The 19,022-nt window shown below is 62.6% G+C and carries 14 protein-coding genes; 5 read left to right on the top strand and 9 right to left on the bottom strand.

The window, feature by feature from the left end; translation table 11 throughout:
• Positions 1–72: 72 nt before the first annotated feature.
• Complete coding sequence (locus tag SIN04_RS09865; protein ID WP_134488746.1) at positions 73–966, bottom strand: hypothetical protein; 894 nt, start codon at positions 964–966, stop codon at positions 73–75.
• 312 nt (positions 967–1,278) lie between these two features.
• Between SIN04_RS09865 and SIN04_RS09860 the strand changes: the two genes are divergently transcribed.
• Positions 1,279–2,313: an aspartate-semialdehyde dehydrogenase gene (locus SIN04_RS09860; RefSeq protein WP_134488743.1), complete on the top strand. Its 1,035-nt coding sequence runs from the start codon at positions 1,279–1,281 to the stop codon at positions 2,311–2,313.
• A 391-nt stretch (positions 2,314–2,704) separates the two neighbouring features.
• Positions 2,705–4,042: a hemolysin family protein gene (locus tag SIN04_RS09855; protein ID WP_134488741.1), complete on the top strand. Its 1,338-nt coding sequence runs from the start codon at positions 2,705–2,707 to the stop codon at positions 4,040–4,042.
• 90 nt (positions 4,043–4,132) lie between these two features.
• Here SIN04_RS09855 and SIN04_RS09850 read toward each other — a convergent pair whose 3' ends face one another.
• The 7 genes from SIN04_RS09850 to recA form a co-directional block, all read right to left on the bottom strand.
• On the bottom strand, positions 4,133–5,200 hold the full coding sequence (locus SIN04_RS09850) for a YcjF family protein (protein WP_134488739.1): 1,068 nt from the start codon (positions 5,198–5,200) through the stop codon (positions 4,133–4,135).
• 24 nt (positions 5,201–5,224) lie between these two features.
• Entirely contained in the window at positions 5,225–6,739 is a 1,515-nt protein-coding gene (locus tag SIN04_RS09845) for a YcjX family protein (protein WP_134488737.1), read from the bottom strand.
• A gap of 109 nt (positions 6,740–6,848) precedes the next feature.
• On the bottom strand, positions 6,849–7,895 hold the full coding sequence (locus SIN04_RS09840; protein ID WP_134488735.1) for a hypothetical protein: 1,047 nt from the start codon (positions 7,893–7,895) through the stop codon (positions 6,849–6,851).
• Positions 7,896–7,984: 89 nt separating this feature from the next.
• Entirely contained in the window at positions 7,985–8,500 is a 516-nt protein-coding gene (locus SIN04_RS09835) for a SixA phosphatase family protein (protein WP_134488733.1), read from the bottom strand.
• 154 nt (positions 8,501–8,654) lie between these two features.
• Positions 8,655–9,059: a phasin family protein gene (locus SIN04_RS09830; protein WP_134488731.1), complete on the bottom strand. Its 405-nt coding sequence runs from the start codon at positions 9,057–9,059 to the stop codon at positions 8,655–8,657.
• 88 nt (positions 9,060–9,147) lie between these two features.
• Complete coding sequence (gene alaS, locus SIN04_RS09825) at positions 9,148–11,838, bottom strand: alanine--tRNA ligase (RefSeq protein WP_341264408.1); 2,691 nt, start codon at positions 11,836–11,838, stop codon at positions 9,148–9,150.
• A gap of 263 nt (positions 11,839–12,101) precedes the next feature.
• A complete protein-coding gene (recA, locus tag SIN04_RS09820; RefSeq protein ID WP_134488727.1) occupies positions 12,102–13,166 on the bottom strand; it encodes a recombinase RecA in 1,065 nt (354 codons plus the stop codon).
• A gap of 378 nt (positions 13,167–13,544) precedes the next feature.
• Between recA and SIN04_RS09815 the strand changes: the two genes are divergently transcribed.
• Together SIN04_RS09815 and SIN04_RS09810 are read left to right on the top strand one after the other, a co-directional pair.
• The gene (locus tag SIN04_RS09815) at positions 13,545–14,063 is read left to right on the top strand and encodes a hypothetical protein (protein ID WP_134488724.1); all 519 of its coding nucleotides are present in this window, start codon (positions 13,545–13,547) and stop codon (positions 14,061–14,063) included.
• Positions 14,064–14,299: 236 nt separating this feature from the next.
• On the top strand, positions 14,300–14,614 hold the full coding sequence (locus tag SIN04_RS09810; RefSeq protein WP_134488722.1) for a hypothetical protein: 315 nt from the start codon (positions 14,300–14,302) through the stop codon (positions 14,612–14,614).
• A 25-nt stretch (positions 14,615–14,639) separates the two neighbouring features.
• Here SIN04_RS09810 and cckA read toward each other — a convergent pair whose 3' ends face one another.
• Positions 14,640–17,150, bottom strand: a complete 2,511-nt coding sequence (gene cckA, locus SIN04_RS09805) for a cell cycle histidine kinase CckA (RefSeq protein ID WP_134488720.1) — start codon at positions 17,148–17,150, stop codon at positions 14,640–14,642.
• Between the two features lie 481 nt (positions 17,151–17,631).
• On the opposite strand from cckA, the gene SIN04_RS09800 reads away from it, so the two are divergent.
• Positions 17,632–18,849, top strand: a complete 1,218-nt coding sequence (locus tag SIN04_RS09800; RefSeq protein WP_134488718.1) for a flagellar biosynthetic protein FliO — start codon at positions 17,632–17,634, stop codon at positions 18,847–18,849.
• Positions 18,850–19,022 lie beyond the last annotated feature (173 nt).

The raw sequence follows: 19,022 nt of genomic DNA, 5'->3' as shown, positions 1-19,022 counted from the left end.
AAATCCTCTAAAGCTACGCTTATAACGCATCACTTGCGCTTTCGTTCAAGTAAAACGAAGGAAAAATTCGGGTTATGGCGCCGCGGGCCGTAACCGCCGAGATTCATTGTCTAAAAGCGCATTGTTTGAAATGGCTTCCCTGCAGGCCGTGGCGTCTCTCAGATCCCGGGCGGCGAAGAAGGCGGCAAGGTCCGTGTCGGCGACGCTTGGCAGGAGGTCGATTTTGTCGATGAGGCAGGCGAGCGCTTCCTTTGTCAGCGCCGGCGCAGCGTCGCCCTTTGTGGCGGCGCAGGCAAAGCCGGCGATGCGAAGATCTGCCGGTTTTGTTGGCGCGAGAGGCGCCGGCGATGTTTCCGCGTCGAGGCTGCGAAAGCCAAGGCAGGTCGCGTCCGGCGCGCCAGCGCGGGTCATATTGAGATCGGCGGCCTCGAACATCCCCAGTCTGGTCGGCAGCGCCGTCGGCTGCGCGGCGAAGGTGATCGCGCGTCCCGTTTCGGCGGCGCGGCGGGCGAGGTCGACGAAAAATGCGGCGGCTGGCGCGCCTTCGGTTCCGACGCGATAGACGATCAGGCGCAAGAACGGACCAGATCCGCCGACGTCGCCAAAGACCATAATATCCTGGCGCCCGTGGCCGGTCCGATGCAGCTGGACCTCATAGGTCTTGAGGTCAAGCGCGAACTCCGGGGAGGCGAGGCCGAACAAGGGCTGAGCATTAGCGACGGTGGTCCAGACCGGCAAAGGCGCCAGGGGGCCGGCGCGGGATTCGGGGGAGGGCGCGTCGTTCGCGGGGCGCCAAAGCGCCAGCGCGCCGCCAAAGATGATGGAGCCGAGAGCCGCGCCGATGAGGCGCCGCCGCAAACGCCTGGAGCGTTTGGCTCGCGACAGCGGCAGCCGGCGCGGCTCGAAATGGAACGCCTCACGGATCTCGTTCGCCGGTCCTTGGTCTTCGAACGCAAAACGCCGCATTTCAGCCTTTCCTCGCGCCGCGTCGAGCGGCCCGGAGGCGACTATGCGTTTCGAACATTGCGCCAAACGTTACCGGCCGCCCGCTGTTTGCTATTAGGCTCAACGGAGCCTTTACGGGGCCTCTCTCTGTTAACGCCTTCTTGAGCGTAGCCGCTGCGAGGCCTTGCGCCCGTCGCATTGCAGCTAGGGCGCGCATCGCTTATGTACAGGGCGGATAACGATCGCAAATAAGTGAGCAGGTCCGCCAGCCCGAGTATCGGGCGCGGGCCGCGCTGCGTTGCCGGGGCGCAGGCTCCCGAATTGGAGAATAAGATGGGTTTCAAGGTCGCAGTCGTCGGCGCGACAGGCAATGTCGGGCGCGAAATGCTCGACATTCTTGCAGAGCGCCGTTTTCCGGTCGATGAGGTGGTCGCGCTCGCCTCCTCGCGCTCGATCGGAACGGAGGTTTCCTTCGGCGACAAAACCCTGAAATGCAAGACGCTCGACAATTACGACTTCAGCAGCGTCGATATATGCCTAATGTCGGCCGGCGGCGCGGTCTCGAAGGAATGGTCGCCGCGGATCGGCGCGCAGGGCTGCGTGGTCATCGATAATTCCTCCGCCTGGCGCTATGACAGCGACGTGCCGCTGATCGTTCCCGAAGTCAACGCCGATGCGATCTCCGGGTTCTCGAAGCGCAACATCATCGCCAATCCGAATTGCTCGACGGCGCAGCTCGTCGTCGCGCTGAAGCCCTTGCACGACAAGGCGAAGATCCTGCGCGTCGTGGTCTCGACCTATCAATCGGTGTCGGGCGCCGGCAAAGAGGCGATGGACGAGCTTTTCGCTCAGACCCGCGCGATTTTCGTTTCCGATCCGGTCGAGTCGAAAAAGTTTCCAAAGCGCATGGCGTTCAACGTCATTCCCCACATCGACGTCTTCATGGAGGACGGCTCGACGAAGGAAGAATGGAAGATGATGGTCGAGGTGAAGAAGATCCTCGATCCCAAGATCAAGCTCTCGGCCACTTGCGTCCGCGTGCCTGTCTTTATCGGCCACTCGGAGGCGGTGAATATCGAGTTCGAGAATCCGATCAGCGCCGATGAAGCGCGCGATATTCTGCGCGAGGCGCCGGGCTGTCTCGTGATCGACAAGCGAGAAGCTGGCGGCTACATCACGCCGCATGAGGCGGCGGGCGAGGACGCGACCTATATTTCGCGCATCCGCGAGGACCCGACGGTCGAGAACGGCCTGATCCTCTGGGTTGTCGCCGACAATCTCCGCAAGGGCGCTGCGCTGAACGCCGTTCAGATCGCCGAAGTGCTGATCAATCGCAAGCTGATCGCGCCGAAGCAAAAAGCGGCGTGAAGCCGCCGCTGCTCGAATGCAGTTGCGCGTCCGGCGGCCACGCATGGCGTTGAGCGGCAATCGCGGCGAGAATGTCATCGGCGGCGCGCAGTGCGCGCGGCGGTAAGGATGGCGTCGTTCGTCGCGGCCATGAACAAGGTATCCGTCAAGGCGCGCTCGACGATCCTGGAAAAGCGCGGAAAAGAACAAATGACGAACTAAAATTTCGAGGCAAAGCTTTGCGATGAGCCCCGGAAGGCGGCGTAGAGGCGACCGGTCGGAACGATTGGCGCCGTCCAGATTCAATCGAGGTCGTCGCAGCTAGGGCATGTTTGTGGCGGTATCCGCTGATGCCGCCATTTCGCATTTTACGAGACGCGCCGGTTCGCGTCGGCAACATTGAGAGGAGATCATGCCCCCCGGAGATGGCAGTTTGAGCGATATTCTCGGAATCGTGTCCGTTCTCGTGCTGGTGGCTGCGAACGGGTTTTTCGTTGCAGCCGAGTTTTCATTGGTTTCCGTTCGCAGAAGCCGAGTGACAGAGCTCGTCGCCTCCGGCCGGATAAATGCTGGCGCCTTGCAGCGCGCAGTCGGCAATCTTGACGCTAATCTTGCGGCGACCCAGCTCGGCATCACAATCTCCTCGCTTGCACTCGGCTGGATTGGCGAGCCGGCGCTGGCGCATCTCATCGAACCTTTGCTGATCGGCCTGGCGGGAGCGTTCGCCGGCGCGGCCTCTCACGCTGTCTCCGTCGCAATCTCCTTCGTCATCATCACCGCATTGCACATTGTGCTTGGCGAACTTGCGCCGAAGAGCCTCGCGCTTCAACGCAGCGAAGCGACGGCGCTTTGGGTGGTGCGTCCGCTCGGATTGTTCCTGTTCCTCCTGCGGCCGGCAATTGCTTTGCTCAATGGCCTCGGCAACGCGGTGCTCCGCCTGTTCGGTCTGCGCCCAGGCGCCGGCGAGGAATCGCTGCACTCGCCGGAAGAGCTGAAGCTGCTGGTCGCGGCGAGCCAGGAAGGGGGCCTTTTGCATCTGGCGCAGCAGGAAGTGGTCGAGAGGGTTTTCAATATCGGCGACCGCCGGATCAGCGACATCATGACCCCCCGCCGCGAAGTCGATTGGATCGACGCCGATGATGATCGTGAAGAGATCCTGCGAACCATTCGAGAATGCCGCCACGAACAGCTGCTGGTCGGCCGCGGCGATATTGACGAGCCGACGGGCATGATTTTGAAAAAAGATCTGCTCGATCAAGTTCTCCGCGGAGAGACGCTCGATCCAATGGCGGTCATCCGTGAGCCCCTCGTCGTTCACGAGGCGACATCGATTTTCAGAGTGTTGGAGCAATTCAAGAAGGCTCCGGTGCGCCTCGCGGCAGTCGTCGACGAATACGGAAGCTTGGAAGGAATTGTCACGCAAACTGATTTGCTCGAAGCGATCGCTGGCGATCTGCCGGACGTCGAGGGCGAAGAACCGGACATCGTCGAGCGCGACGACGGCTCGCTGCTGATCGACGGCGCGATGCCGGCTCACGATGCTTTCAGCCGGCTGATCTTGCGGGCCCCGCCAGGCGATGCTGATTTTCATACGATCGCCGGTTTCGCGCTCTGTCAATTGGGGCGCCTTCCCGAAGTCGGGGAGCATTTTGACTATGGCGGCTGGCGCTTCGAGATCGTCGACATGGACGGCCGACGGATCGACAAGCTGCTCGCGCAACGAACCGCTTCTCTGGGCGCGCCAAAATAGCCTCCGTGCGCAGTCTGACTGCAAAGCCAAACGCCTGATCCGTTGGGGACCAGACCTCGCGCCTGCGGCCCTTCAGACCTTAAGCAGCGCTCACCCTTTCGGCTCGGTCTTGCTGAACAGGAAGGGCGCGACGTCGCGCACGCCGGGCGCCCTGCCGACGGCGTAGGGCATCGGGCGGCAGACCGCCATGGCCGAGAGGCCGACGCGGGCCGTCAAGAGGCCGTTCAGCACCCCCTCGCCAAGGCGGGCGGAGAGCTTCGCGGCTATGCCATGCCCGAGCACCTGCTGCACGATGCTGTCGCCAGCCGCCATGCCGCCGGTGATCGCGATATGCGCGCCGATCGAGCGCAGCACTTTGAGAAAGCCGAGGAGGCCCGGCCGTCCGCCATAGATCGTCGAGATGCGCCGGATGAGACGGATTGCCTGCGCGATCACGAAGACGACGTCGATGATCGCGCGCGGCGCGATCGCCGTCACCATCGAGACCCGCTTGGCCGCGCTGGCGATCTCCCGGCGCACTTCGAGATCGAGCGGATGGATCAGCGTGCGCTCGGCGATGTCGATGAGGTCGCGGCCGTCGACGATGTCATGGGCGAGTTCGCGTAACTGGTCACGGGCGAGGGCGGTTTCGGCGCGCGCGGCGTAAAGCGCGCTGAGCTCCTGCACGAGGCGGCGTGCGTCTTTGAAGTCGTCGGTCTCGCGCGCTTTGGCCAGGCCGATGTGCAATTCGGCGATGCGGCTCTGGCGCAGCACGCCCGCGGCCTCCCGGCCGGCGAGAACGAGGAGCGCGAGACCGGCGAGCACGGCGAGGCCGAGGCCGACGGCGCCAAGCAAGGGCGCCTGGGCGAAAAGATCATCGACAAGATGGTTGAGCCAGAGGCCGAAGCTCAAGGTGACGAGGCCGCCGGCGGCCGACCAGAAGAGGCCGCCCCACGACAGGAGCCAGGGCCGCGCGAGGCCCTTTTTCTGCGCGACCTCGACGGCCGCTTCCTCGGCATTGCCGCCGGCCTCCGCCATCGCCTCTTCGACTTCCGCCTCATAGGGGTCCCGCGTCGGCTCGATCAGCACTGGCGCGCGCGGATTTTCAGTCTCCGCGCTCGATTCGAGATTGAGATCTTGCAGGCGAAACGCGCGCGGACGTTTGGAGTCAGGCTGCATGGAGGCGCCCTTCGTGTATGAGCGTCACGTCAGTTTGTCCCCGAGAAGGAACTGAAGCGCGCGATCCAGACGGATATGGGGTGGCGAAAGCAGGGATCCATCGGCGGCCCGCGTCGCGACTGGAGGGCGAAAGCGCACGAAGCGATAATCGATCTCATGCGCCAAGGCCGGGCGGCGGGGATCATGCGCGGGATCGCGAAAGACGGCGCGCGGATCGGCCGGAAGCTCGCCCGGAAAGATCGCCGCCTCGGTCTTGCCGTCGAAAAGTTCATCGCCGATGCGTTCGCCATCGAGCGGGACGCCGATGACCGCTTCGAGCGCGGGGCCGCCATGGCCGTTGACCCTCGCCTCCCGCGTCGCGCGCACCGCCGCGAGCGCGATGACATCGACTTCCGCGCCGACATTTTCAACGCGGGCAATGGCTCTCGCGGTCAAATGGTGCAAGATCGCCTCCAGCCTGTCATGGCTGGTGTGATGCAGGTGATCGGCCTTCGTCGCGGCGAAAAGAATTCGATCGATCTTCGGTCGGAAAAGCGCTGACAGAACATTGCCGCGACCGGCGCGGAACGCGGTCAGCACATCGCCGAGCGCGAGTTCAAGATCACGCATGGCCGCAGGTCCCGCGTTGAGCGCGGCGAGCGCGTCGACGAGGACGATCTGCCGGTCGAGCCGCGAAAAATGGTCCCGGAAGAAGGGCTTCACCACATGCGCCTTATAGGCCTCATAGCGCCGCTCCATCATGGCGGCGAGAGAGTCGGGCGCGAAAATGTCGTTTGGCTCGATGGCGAGCGGCGCGAAGGTCAGCGCCGGCGAGCCGGCAAGATCGCCCGGCATCAGAAACCGCCCGGGCGGCAGGCTCGAAAAATTATATTCCTCGGCGCGGCAGGCGCGCAAATAAGTGGTGAAGAGCTCGGCCGCGCGGCGTGCGTCCTCCTCGTTGAATTTAGCCCTGGCGTCTTTCAACGCCGCAAATCCGCGCCATTGCGCGGAGAGAGGCGCGCGGGCGGCGGTGGAGGCGGCGGCGAAGGATTCCCTCGACCATTGTGCGAAGGACTTCGAAAGCAGCGGCAAGTCGAGCAGCCACTCGCCCGGATAATCCACGATGTCGAGCGTCAGCGCATGGCGGCCGGGGCGCAGACCGGCCTTTTGCTGATATTCGAGGCGAAGGCGCAACTCCGAGATGCGGCGCGTCGACTGCGGCCAACGGCGCGCCTCGACGCGCCCGTCGGGGCCGGCTAGCGCCTCCATGTGATCTTCATAGGCAAAGCGCGGAACATTATCGTCCGGCTGCGGCTCGAGAGCGCCGCTGATCAGTCGGCCTTCGGCGTGGACGCGAAACACCGGCAGCGGATTCTTGCGCCCGCGAAGGCTTGGGCTTGTCGCTTTGGTGAGATGTTCGATCAGCGCCGTAATGAAAACGGTTTTGCCGGCGCGTGACAATCCGGTGACGCCGAGCCGCACATGCGCGCCCGCCGACAGATCAACAAGGCTCTGCGCGACGGCCCGCGCTTCAAATAAAATATCGGAAAACAGGGGCAAAGGATAATCCGGCTGGCTTTTTGAAAACTCGGCTCCGGCGCGCCGCACGCAGATGCGACAAACCAAACGCAATCGTTTGAATCAAGCCCCTTTACGAGGATCAAACGGGTTACCGCGCCGGATCGCCAGAGGTTTTGGCGACGGCGCGGGTCTCCCGGTCCCGTCGCGCTTCCGCCTCGATCGCCGCCGTGATGAGATCGAGGCGCGCCGCCAGAGGGCCGATTTCAACCCTCGCCATGTTTTGCATGAGCCGCGACAGGCTGGAAAGGGGCGTCCCATCGGCGGCGAACAACTGTAAGTCATCATCCGGGCTCGCGACGACGCCCTCGATGGCGCGAAGCGCATATTGACGGATGCGCGCGGTCTCGTCGACGCAGCTCGGGCCTGGCAGAAGCGGAGCGAGGTCCGGGGCCTCGAGCGCGGCCAGCCTGACGGGCGCGCGCGACGGCAAATTCTGTTCGCCCATGCCGACGGCAATCTCGGGTGCGGCCATCAGTCTGACCGGCCTGTCAGCCACGACCGAACGCCGAAGTTTTGGCGCCGGAAGGGTTGCCGATCCTTGCGCCAGCCTGGGCGCGGCGAAGCCTCGACGGTGCGAGGCTAGCCAGCGCGCTCGCAATGTATTTGCTATGCCGCGGGTCGTCAGCGCGCCAAGCCGAATGGCGCCGCCCCGGCCTCGAGCGGCGCTGACCCCGCCGCACTTAGCGGGCGCCCAGCGAGAGAGAATCGCTTGGGCCGAACGACGATTATAGACCAGATAATAGCGCCGCAGCAGCATCGCTGCGACGACCGCTCCCTCCGAAGCGGAAGCAAAGGCGACATGGCCCTCGGAATCGGCGGCGATCTCTCCCGCCCAGCCTGCTCTTTTGACGCACCAGTAATTGTTGAGCTTTACGCAGCGCGGCGTCCCCAGCCGATCGTCGGCGATGACGTCGGCGAGAGATCGCGGCGACGCGTCGAGGCTGCGCGCCGCCTCCCAACGCCAATTCGATACAGCCCGTTCAACTGGAAGAAATGTGGCGCGAGACATAGCGAGGGCCGACATTTTCTCCATGCTCGTCCATGTCCGAGCGGCTCCATTCGCGTCTGCTTCAATGTTGACCGAGGCCGTTGAACCGAGCACAAGCGCAACGACGCCGAACAGTTCCAGAAGCATGAGCCTGTCCCCTCAGCGGGCCGCACACCGGCCTGGCTTCTATCCGCCGATTGTCGTTGACGTCTGCGTAATGCTGAAGCGCCGGCCCGTCACTTTTCCAAGGTGGCGAGCGTCACAAAACGTTCGAGGCGACCTCGGGCATGATTGGCGTCGCTCCAGTCGATCGGAGCCAAATCTATCACGGCGAGGCAGGGAGCTGGAAATTGCGCGCGCAACCTTGCGAGATCCGCTTTATTTCCTGCTTTCGAGAGGACGTTGGCGGCTTCGGCGAAGCCTGGATTATGCCCGATCATCAGAAGTGTGTCGATGCTTGAGGGCGCCTCGGAGAGCACCGCAAAAATCGTCTCCGCGCTCGCGTGATAGAGCGCCGGTACGGTGACATAAGACAGCTCGCGGCCAAGGCCACGCTCAACTTCCTGAAGCGTTTCGAGCGTTCGCTGCGCCGGAGAGACAAAAACCAAATTTGGCGCGAGAGCCGCCGACCGGAGGTAGGCTCCTATTCTAACAGCAGCGCTGCGGCCCCCCGGCGTCAGCCGCCTATCAATATCTCTTCTGTTAGCCGACGGCGCAGCTTCGGCATGACGAAGGAGGAGGAGCCGAGGCATGCGAAGCGGAACTCATCTGGAAATTATGCCGGAGCAAGGTTCACCTCTGGCATGCCTTTATGACATATTAAAGAGCCCGCCCATCACACTTTAACAACGAGGGTCGCCGGCGTTTTCGCAGCGCCCGGCAGGTGGTCGCTTGAGCGTCGGCCTTTCATGGATTGCGATAAGTCTGAGACAAGCGTTCGACGTTCGCCGCCGCCTTTTCACCGGCTTCTTCCACGGTCCTTACGCCTGAATCCAGCGATTTCGTCCAGAGCTGCGCATAGGTCTTGCTCATTTCGAGCGGAAGCGAGGTCATCAGCTCGCTGAACTTGCGCGTATGTTGAGACAGATGCTCGAAAGCCTCCCTCATGAAATTGGTTTGAATTGTGAGGATTTCTGACAGGCCTCGGGCGTTGCGAAGTTTCTCGATCGTATCGGTTGTATGCTCGATTGATTGGCGCGACATTTCTGCGATTTCAGCTGCGAACGCCTGCAGATTTTTCGTCGTCGACGACAGGGTGCTCGCGCTGAGGTCGGCAGCCGCGTTAGCGTCCTTAAGATTGATATCGGACATGATCTCCCTCCATGGGCCATCAAGCCTTACAACCGCTCACTCAATGAGGAGTTGCATCGCGCCGACATTAATTGAGCAGGCCCAGCTTTCAGGCGGCGGTTTGAGCCGCCTGAAGGGCGTCCCCGATAGCGGCCAACGCCGCATCGACGCCGGCGCCGTCCGGGCCCCCCGCCTGCGCCATGTCGCGCCGGCCGCCTCCGCCCTTGCCGCCCAGCTTTGCCGCGGCAAGCCGAACGAGGGCGACCGCATCGAAACGATCGACGAGATCTGCGGTCACGCCAACGACAATTCCGGCCTTGCCATCATCATCCACGCTGGCGATCGCCACGACGCCAGAGCCGACGCTCTGCTTTGCTTCATCAGCCAGCGATTTTAGATCTTTCAACTCGATGCCCGTCACCGACCGTCCAAGGAACGTGATTCCGCCGATGGATTGAGCGCGATGTGACTGACTCTCATCTGCGCCGCCCATCGCCAGTTTCTTGCGGGCCTCGGTCAGCTCGCGTTCTAGCTTGCGCCGCTCGTCGAGGAGCGACGCAAGGCGTTTGGCGGCGTCCTCCTCTGGCGCCTTGAGGAGCCCTGCGACCTCATGGAGCCGATGTGCTTGGGCGTTGAGATGACGTCGCGCGCCATCCGCGGTCTTGGCTTCGATGCGCCGCACGCCGGCTGCGACCGCCGACTCGGATACGATGGTGATGAGTCCGATGTCGCCGGTCCGGGAAACGTGAGTGCCGCCGCACAATTCGACCGAAAAGGCGCGGTTGGCGCGGCCCTCGCCGTCATCTTCGCGGTCCTGCGCGTAACCCATCGTCACGACGCGAACTTCATCGCCATATTTTTCGCCGAATAGAGCGCGCGCGCCTGAATGGATCGCGTCGTCGACGGCCATCAACCGCGTGACGACGGGCGCGTTCTGAAGAACCGCGCGGTTGGCGATATCCTCCACGCGGCTCAACTCGGCCTCCGAAATCGGCTTCAGATGCGCGAAGTCGAAACGAAGGCGATCTTCCGCGACGAGCGAGCCTTTTTGCGCGACATGATCGCCAAGCACGAGACGCAGCGCTTCGTGCAACAGATGCGTGGCCGAGTGATTGGCGCGGATCGCCGTGCGGCGGGCATGATCGACTGCAAGTTCGAGAGCAAGACCCGGATGAATTTCGCCGGCCTCGACGACGCCCTCATGCACGAAAAGATCGCCGAGTTTCTTTTGCGTGTTCGTCACCCGGAAGCGCACGCCGCTGGCGCGCATGACGCCGGTGTCTCCGACCTGTCCGCCCGACTCGCCATAGAAAGGCGTCTGATTGAGGATGATCGAACCAGTCTCGCCAACGCCGAGGCGATCGGCTGGCAGCCCATTCTTGACGATCGCTGTGACGACGCCTTCGGCCCGCTCCGCGTCATAGCCGAGAAAATCAGTCGCGCCGGCTTTCTCCTTGATGGGGAACCAGATATTTTCGGTGGCCGCCTCGCCGGAGCCGGCCCAGGCTTTACGGGCCTCAGCGCGTTGACGCTCCATAGCGGTGTTGAAGCCTTCGACGTCAACGCTGAGCGAACGCGCGCGCAGCGCGTCCTGAGTCAGGTCGAGGGGAAAGCCGTAAGTGTCGTAGAGCTTAAAGGCGACCTGGCCGGGAAGGGCCGCGCCGCCCGGAAGATCGCGCACCGCTTCATCGAGAATTGAAAGACCGCGTGCAAGCGTATCAATGAAACGCGCCTCTTCGAGGCGGAGCGTTTCGACGATCAGCGGTTCGGCGCGCAAGAGTTCTGGATAGGCTTGCCCCATCTCGCGCGTCAGAACCGGAACGAGGCGCCACAATAGTGGTTCGCGGGACCCGAGGATCTGCGCGTGGCGCATGGCGCGCCGCATGATGCGGCGCAGGACATAGCCGCGTCCCTCGTTCGACGGTGTAACGCCGTCGGCGATGAGGAAGGCGCAGGCGCGCAAATGGTCGGCGATCACACGGTGACTGGCCTTTTGCGGTCCGTCCGGCTCAACCCCGGTCGCATCCGCGATGGCGTTGATCAGGACGCGGAAAAGATCAATGTCGTAATTTGACGTGACGCCCTGGAGCAGGGCCGCGATGCGCTCGAGGCCCATGCCGGTATCGATCGAGGGCCGCGGCAAATTGATGCGCTCATCTGGCCCGATCTGCTCGAACTGCATGAAGACGAGGTTCCAGAATTCGAGAAAGCGATCGCCGTCTTCGTCGGGACTGCCGGGAGGGCCGCCCTGGAGCTTGTCGCCCTGATCATAGAAGATCTCGGAGCAGGGGCCGCAGGGGCCGGTGTCGCCCATCGCCCAAAAATTGTCGGAGGTTGCGATCCGAATGATTCTTGAGTCCGGAAAGCCCGCGATCTTCTTCCATAACGCGAAAGCTTCGTCGTCGGTGTGATAGATCGTGACGAGAAGCCGGTCCTTCGGCAGGTTGAATTCTTCCGTAATCAATTTCCAGGCGAGTTCGATCGCGAGCGGCTTGAAATAGTCGCCAAACGAAAAATTGCCGAGCATTTCAAAGAAGGTATGGTGCCGTGCGGTATAGCCGACATTATCGAGGTCATTGTGCTTGCCGCCGGCGCGGACGCATTTCTGCGCGCTCGCGGCGCGCGTATAGGGACGCTTTTCGAGGCCAGTGAACAGATTCTTGAATTGAACCATCCCCGCATTGGTGAACATCAGGGTCGGGTCATTGCGCGGAACGAGCGGCGACGATGGCGCGATCTCATGACCATGCCGCTTGAAAAACTTGAGGAACCCCGAGCGGATCTCGTTCACGCCGTTCATTTGCTTTTCCGTCTTAAGCCTTTGCGTTCGCGCGCAGCAGCTCTCCATGAATTGGTGCAAAATGCGTGGCGCGACGGCAAAACGCAAGTCGCGGCGACGCGCCTCAAGGCGCGGCCGGCGCCATCGTCAATGCGCCGGAGGCCGGCTTCGAGCCGCAGCATCGCCAGACGTACGCGAAAGACCAGAAGCACGGCTTGTTCCCGCGCCGCGATCATGCTCGAGAACCGGCCGATCGCGGCGAAGGCCTAAGAGGCCGGAAAGCGTCATTCCTCGCCGCCGTCGGCGACGTCCAGAATCTTGTCGGCGATCATCCCCGAATTCTCACGAATGGCGAGCTCGATCTTATCGGCGATCGCCGGATTGGCCTTCAGGAAAGTCTTGGCGTTCTCACGGCCTTGCCCAAGCCGTTGGCTGTCATAGGAGAACCAGGCTCCTGATTTCTCGACGACGCCGGCTTTCACGCCAAGATCGATCAGCTCGCCGATTTTCGAAATGCCCTCGCCATACATAATGTCAAATTCGACTTGTTTGAAGGGCGGCGCGACCTTGTTCTTGACGACCTTGACGCGCGTCTGGTTGCCCGTCACTTCGTCGTGATCCTTGATCGATCCGATGCGGCGGATATCGAGCCGAACCGACGCATAGAATTTCAATGCGTTGCCGCCTGTCGTCGTCTCGGGGCTGCCGTACATGACACCGATCTTCATGCGGATCTGATTGATGAAAATCACCATCGTTTGCGAACGCGAGATCGACGCCGTGAGCTTGCGTAGAGCCTGACTCATCAGGCGCGCCTGGAGACCTGGCTGGCTATCGCCCATTTCCCCTTCGATTTCCGCGCGGGGGGTCAACGCCGCGACCGAATCGATGACCAGCACGTCGACCGCGCCCGAGCGCACCAGCGTATCGGTAATCTCCAGCGCCTGCTCGCCGGTGTCCGGCTGGGAAACCAGAAGATCTTCGAGATTGACGCCGAGTTTTCGCGCATAAATGGTGTCGAGCGCGTGTTCCGCGTCGACGAAGGCGCAAACGCCGCCCTTTTTCTGGGCTTCGGCGATGACATGCAACGTCAGGGTCGTTTTTCCGGACGATTCGGGACCATAGATCTCGATGACCCGCCCGCGCGGCAGTCCGCCGACGCCAAGGGCGATGTCGAGACCGAGAGAGCCGGTCGGCACGGTTTCGATTTCGACGACTTTCTGATTCTTGCCAAGCCGCATGATCGAGCCTTTGCCGAAGGCGCGTTCGATCTGTGACAGGGCGGCGTCAAGGGCCTTGGTCTTGTCCACGGACGATCCTTCTACGAGGCGGAGATTGGCTTGACTCATGTGATTGATCCTTCTGACACAGGCTAGGCGAGGAGTGCAATGCGATCTGCGTTGCTATTGAATGTACTGTATTTGTTCTCGTTCGCAAGTTCTTTTTATGTTCTACTTATCCGGCATATTTCTCAGCCTGTGACGCCCTCGGCAGAGGGATATGCAATTGGTGGCTGTGGAAAAGCGCAACGAGAGATAGAAAAATAATCGGGTGACGCGTCGCGCCGCCGCCCGGCTGGACAAGCCAAAAGTTTGGCTATGGTTAACGCCATGCCTCGAGGCCGCGGCGGCCGGATGTGACGGCCTTTCGCAGCTACCGCGCGGGCAGGGCACGGCAATTGCTTGCTCGCCGCACGTCAGCCAAATCCCGAGAGCGCGCGCGATTCCATGTCAGAAATCAGCCAACCGTGGAAGCTTCGAGCCAACAATATCGTCCAAATGGACAATCTGATCGATTTCGGGGACGTGCTGCCGGAGGTGAATAAGATGCTGCAGCGCGGCGTGTCGCTTTACCGGCGCGATCCGGTCGGCGCTGACCTTGCCTTTCGCGAGGCGCTTGCGCTGCGGCCTGATGCTTTGCCGAGCTATCTATGCCTTTATAAAATCCATACCTATCAGGGTAATCTCGACGAAGCGCTGACGATCGCCGAGGCCGGGCTAGAAGAGGCCGCGCGTCAGGCAGGATTGGACGCCGATTGGACGCTCTGGAGAAGCGGCCAGATTTCCTCCGACGTCAATGGGCCAGGCCATTTCGCGCTTTATACGTTGAAGGCCCTTGCTTTCATCCATTTGCGCCGTGACGAGAAGGCGAAATCGCAGCGCTATCTCGACAAGATCTCCGAGCTGGACGCGATGGAGCTCGTGGGAGGAACCGTCATCGCCGCTTTGGCGGCTGCGGTTGACTAGAACAGGATCAGTTGACGCGATTGACGGGCTGGAAGTGAAACAGACCACCGCCTCTAGAGCGCTTTCCGATCGAATGGAGTCATTCGATCGATCAGAAATCGCTCCAGATACAGAAACCTGAGCATATCCTTGTCGATCAGATCGAACCGATCTGATCGGAATATGCTCTAGCGCTGACTTCGCAATCGCTAAAACAAGAAAGCAATCGCTAAACCAGGAAAGGATGTATGGAGACGATGCAAACAACATTCATTCGAAGCACTTCGGACGGACGCAAAGTGGAAGTGATCGGCGCGCTGATTTGCATTGACGGCAGTCCTGTCGCCGATCAACTGGTCGAGGTCAAGGAGCATCCAAACAAGGCGGCGATCCTGCATGCGCTTCCGAACGCGGCCTATATGGCGGGCCCGATCGTTCTGACCGTCGAGGAAGGCTCGCTCGTTCGCGGCGCGCTCGCCGCCGCGAAAACCGCCGAAACCGATCCGGTCGAGATCGAAAAGCGCTTCCGCGGCGCCTGGAACGCGCGCAGCCGCGAGGCGGGCATCGAGTAAGACGTCTTGGCCGCGAGCGCGGCGTTCAGCTCGCCGCGGCTTTGACCGCCTCGATCAATTGCTTCAACGAGAAGGGTTTCGGCAGAAAGCCGAAATCCTCGCCCTCGGGAAGGTTTTTGGCGAAAGCTTCCTCGGCGTAGCCGGACACGAAGATGACTTTCGCCTTGACGCCGCGTTTGCGCAATTCGCCGAACATGGTCGGCCCGTCCATCTCGGGCATTACCACATCCGAGACGACGAGATCGATTTTTCCCTGATTCTGCTCAACGATGTCGAGCGCCTCCAGACCAGAGGCGGCCTGCAGCACGCTATAGCCGCGTGAAGCGAGCGCGCGGGCGCCGAAAGCGCGGACGGCCTCTTCGTCCTCCACGAGGAGAATGGTGCCGTGTCCGGTGAGGTCGGCCGCGGGCTTTGCCGGCTCGACCGAAGGCGCGGCCTCATGCGACTCGGCGACATAGCGGGGCAAAAGGACGGTGAAAGTGGCGCCCTTGCCGGACATGCTGGAGCAAAAAACGTAACCGCCGGTCTGCTTCACGATGCCATAGACCATGGCGAGGCCAAGGCCGGTGCCCTTGCCGACTTCCTTCGTCGTGAAGAAAGGCTCGAATATCTTGTCTTTGACTTCGGGCGGGACGCCGTGTCCGCCATCCTCGACTTCGATGGCGACATATTCGCCCGCAAGCAGCGAATTCTCGTCAAAAGACGCGCATTCGTCGGGCATGACGTTGCGGGTTCGTAATAAAATGTCGCCGCCCCCCGGCATCGCGTCGCGCGCATTGACGATCAGATTGACGATGACCTGCTCGAATTGATTGAGGTCGGCTCTAACGAGCCAGAGGTCGCGGCCGTGCCGCAACTCGAGGTTGATCTTTTCGCCGACGAGCCGGCGCATCAGCATTTGCAGATCCGAGAGCACGTCGCCGAGCTGCAGCACCTGCGGGCGCAGCGTCTGGCGGCGCGAGAAGGCGAGCAGCTGCCGCACCAGCCCGGCGGCGCGGTTGGCGTTCTGCTTGATCTGCATGATGTCGCGGAAGGAGGGATCGGTTGGCCGATGATTGGCGAGCAGCAAATCCGAATAGCCGATGATGGCCGTCAGCACATTGTTGAAATCATGCGCGACGCCGCCGGCGAGCTGGCCGATCGCCTGCATCTTCTGCGATTGCGCGAAATTGTTCTGCAAGGTGCGCTGTTCGGTGGTGTCGAGCGCGTAAATGGTCGCCCCGGCCCCGTCTCGCTCGTCGGACGCGGAAATGAAGAGGCGGGCGGAGCGGTCGCCGTCCCCGGCCAGCGCGACGTCGACGGGGGGAATATCGGTTTGTGACCCGGCGGCGGCGGCCAGGGCCGTTTCGAGCGCGTTGCGGTCGCGCTCCAGAATTCCGGCATAGATTGAGCGTCCAGCTCCGACATCGGCCCATTTCAAGGCTTCGGGCATCAGCCGGGCGAAAGCGGCGTTGGAGCGCACGATGCCTCCGTTTGCGTCCAGAATGGCGATCGCCATTGGCGTCGAATTGAAAACCCGCGCGAAGCGGACTTCCGCCGCGCGCAGATCCTCGGCCGGCTCCTCGCCTGGCGCGCGGTTTAGCACGAGGGTGCGCGAGGGTCCGGCGGCTCCGTCACTCCCGAAAGCGACGCGATGCAGCAGGCGGACGGGCAGGCTCTGACCGCCGCGCCGTTTCAGATCGAGGTCGAACTGTTCGGTGCGCACCTCGCCCGCGCCGCCTGCGATCGAGGCGATCAGCGAGGCGCCGTCGCCGGCGAGGAAGTCCGCAAGCGCAAGACCACCCGAGCCGACCTGCGCGAGATCATAGTCGAGCCACGCGGCGAGGGTCGCGTTCATATAGGAAACGGCGCCGTCGCGATCGCAGGAAAAGAACCCCGCGGGCGCATAATCGAGAAAGTCGATCGCGTGCTGCAATTCCTGAAAGACATTCTCCTGCCGCTCGCGCTCCCGGGTGACGTCTGCGACGGTCCAGATATTGGCGCGCCTCACGCCTGCGAAAGGCAGCGGCCGGACCTTGATCTTGTACCAGCCGACGCGTCCGTCGCCGCTGAGCGGCGGACTGAGGCGCAGCTCCTCGACATTGGGCTTGCCGTCGCGCGCCGCCTGAGCAAGCCGGTAGATGGCTTCGGACACGTCTGGCGCGCCGGAAAAAAGGCGCTCCACGGGGCGCAGATCGGCCGGATTACGGGCGCCGGACAGGTGCATGTAAGTCTCGTTGGCGTAAATGATCTTGCCGGGGGCGTCGGTTGCGATCAGCCCTTCCTGGTTGCCGTCGCAAATCAGCTTTGTGATGTCGTTTTTGGCGGCTTGCCCCGCGAACTGAAGAAGACCGACCGCGAAAGCGAAGACGGCGAAGACGCCGACGACCGCGAGCGCCGCGAGGAGGCCCATCACGACATTTCCGGCCTCGTCCTTCGGCAGGAACGAAAAGAGCGCCGCCGCTCCTGCGAGAAACAGAGCGAAAACCAGGACGAGGGCGGGGCTGCCTGCGCGCTCGGTCCTCTCGAAGGCGGCGGGAATCGGCTGGTCGGTCATGGCTGTTTGTCCGCCGTAGGCAAAACGCGAATCAGACCCCGCCGCGCGCCCAGTCCCGCCGAGGCGCGAAGCGCGGAGGCAGGCCAGGCCGCTTTCGCGCCGGCGTCCTGAAGTCCGCTCGCCGCCGCAAGCTCGGGCGCTCTATCGTCAGGCGCGCTTCGACCGCGAGGATGCAATTCCCGATTCGCGTTGGCAATCGCATCGAGGAAGATTTCCTCAATAAACGTCTCGCACAAGAATGTCATGATATTACAGCGCATCAAAGCGGACGGCGTCCAGTCAAGGCTCCCATCGCGGGAAGAAATCGCCGCCGCGGCGTGTTTTCGTTTGAAGGGACTGGCGTCGCCCGAGTGAAAATCTTGCGAGCCTTGATCGAACGAGCCGCATTTTCTAAGGTGCGGCGTCATCTTGTGTTGCTCGCGCGCGATCGAACGAGTCACGATGCAGATTGTCATCCCATGTTTTCGAGCGAGCCCAGCTAATGCAGGCCATATTCGACAAGATGTCCGAGAATAAAAGTTTGACCTTCATCGCTGCGGCAATCGTTCTTCTGCTCGCTTTGGCGCTCATCCTCGTCGTTTTCCGGTTTGCCACTGGGCGTCGCGTGAAGATGCCGGGAGCTGGCAGGACGCGGCTTCCGCGGCTTGGCGTCGTGGACGCCTTCGACCTTGATCGTCAGCGTCAGCTTGTCATCATCCGGCGGGATAATGTCGAGCATCTGTTGATGATCGGCGGTCCGAACGATCTCGTCATCGAATCGGAAATCATCCGCGCGGAAGGGCGGGAGAGGCCACGGGAAAAAGATCTGCGCGAACCGAAAGAGGCGCCGCAGAGCCAGGTGGCGGGCCAAGGTTCGGGTCCTGCCCCGGCGCCCGGCCCTCCGCCGTGGCAGCAGCCCGAGCTTGAACCCGTGGCGGCGCGCGTGGCCTCGCGCGAGCCGTTGGGCCGCCGGGCTCCCATTCAGCCCGCCACGCCAATTCCGTCGCCGATCGCATCGGAACCCGAATCAGTTGCGCCGGCTCCCGCCGCAGATCAGTTCTCTGTTGCGCCGCCGTCCGTTCCGCCTGCTTCGCCGACGCCTCCGGCATCGCCCCCCCGATCGCCGGCCTTTCCCCTTCCGCCCCGGCGAACCGCCCAGCCGCTCACGCCGCCGCAGCGGACGCCACGCGAACCTCTCCTGCGCCCAGACCTTGCCGCGCGCGGAGAAGGCGCCTCCGGGCCGGGAAGCGTTTTTCCGCGCGCGCCATTGGCGACTCCTTTCCTGCGGCCGTCGCCGCCGCGCCAGCTAGCCGAGATGATGGCGAAGTCGGCGGCCGTATCAGTCTCTTCAACGGCAGCGGCTCCGAGCGCACCCGCGGAGTCTCCTGCCGAGGCCGCGCCGCTCGCCGCAGAACCATTATCTCAACCGCTGGCCACGCCCCCGGCGAACGGGGAGGGCGCTGGAGATGAAACTGCCGCCGCCGCGCCGCCGGCTCCGATCGTCGAGAAATTGGAGCCTGCGGCCCCGGAGGCGGCGCAGACTGCGCCGGCCGAGCTTGCGATCGTCGCGGAAAAACCAGCGGATGATGTCGAGGCCGCGCCGGAACGCGGGGAGGAGTCCGAGCCGCAGCCGGAAAAGCCCGCTTCCTCGGCGTTCGATCCGATCGATTCGCTCGAAGAAGAAATGGCGAAGCTTCTCGGACGGGGACCCAGTCGTTAAGCCTCGGATTCCCAATCGGGCATCAATTTCGGGGGGAGGCGGCGATTCGAACTGCGATTACCGGACCTGAGCTTAGCTACCCCATGATCTCTTCAATCGAGCGGTCGGGGCATCGAAGCTTGGCCGAATCGGGCCGCTTCTGGAGCATGATGATTCCTCAAGGGATCGATTCT

The sequence above is a fragment of the Methylocella tundrae genome, from assembly GCF_038024855.1.
Taxonomy (GTDB): domain Bacteria; phylum Pseudomonadota; class Alphaproteobacteria; order Rhizobiales; family Beijerinckiaceae; genus Methylocapsa; species Methylocapsa tundrae.
The sequence above is the reverse complement of the archived record's forward strand: the minus strand, read 5'-3'. Positions and strand labels throughout refer to the sequence as shown.

Excerpts from the sequence above, each read along its gene's own strand:
- SIN04_RS09830 (WP_134488731.1), bottom strand. The coding sequence starts at position 9,059 with ATGTCCGATATCAATCTTAAGGACGCTAACGCGGCTGCCGACCTCAGC.
- SIN04_RS09850 (WP_134488739.1), bottom strand. The coding sequence starts at position 5,200 with ATGCAGCCTGACTCCAAACGTCCGCGCGCGTTTCGCCTGCAAGATCTC.
- SIN04_RS09810 (WP_134488722.1), top strand. The coding sequence starts at position 14,300 with ATGCAAACAACATTCATTCGAAGCACTTCGGACGGACGCAAAGTGGAA.
- SIN04_RS09865 (WP_134488746.1), bottom strand. The coding sequence starts at position 966 with ATGCGGCGTTTTGCGTTCGAAGACCAAGGACCGGCGAACGAGATCCGT.
- SIN04_RS09855 (WP_134488741.1), top strand. The coding sequence starts at position 2,705 with ATGCCCCCCGGAGATGGCAGTTTGAGCGATATTCTCGGAATCGTGTCC.
- recA (WP_134488727.1), bottom strand. The coding sequence starts at position 13,166 with ATGAGTCAAGCCAATCTCCGCCTCGTAGAAGGATCGTCCGTGGACAAG.
- SIN04_RS09835 (WP_134488733.1), bottom strand. The coding sequence starts at position 8,500 with ATGCCTCGGCTCCTCCTCCTTCGTCATGCCGAAGCTGCGCCGTCGGCT.
- SIN04_RS09860 (WP_134488743.1), top strand. The coding sequence starts at position 1,279 with ATGGGTTTCAAGGTCGCAGTCGTCGGCGCGACAGGCAATGTCGGGCGC.
- SIN04_RS09840 (WP_134488735.1), bottom strand. The coding sequence starts at position 7,895 with ATGCTTCTGGAACTGTTCGGCGTCGTTGCGCTTGTGCTCGGTTCAACG.
- cckA (WP_134488720.1), bottom strand. The coding sequence starts at position 17,150 with ATGACCGACCAGCCGATTCCCGCCGCCTTCGAGAGGACCGAGCGCGCA.
- alaS (WP_341264408.1), bottom strand. The coding sequence starts at position 11,838 with ATGAACGGCGTGAACGAGATCCGCTCGGGGTTCCTCAAGTTTTTCAAG.
- SIN04_RS09815 (WP_134488724.1), top strand. The coding sequence starts at position 13,545 with ATGTCAGAAATCAGCCAACCGTGGAAGCTTCGAGCCAACAATATCGTC.
- SIN04_RS09800 (WP_134488718.1), top strand. The coding sequence starts at position 17,632 with ATGCAGGCCATATTCGACAAGATGTCCGAGAATAAAAGTTTGACCTTC.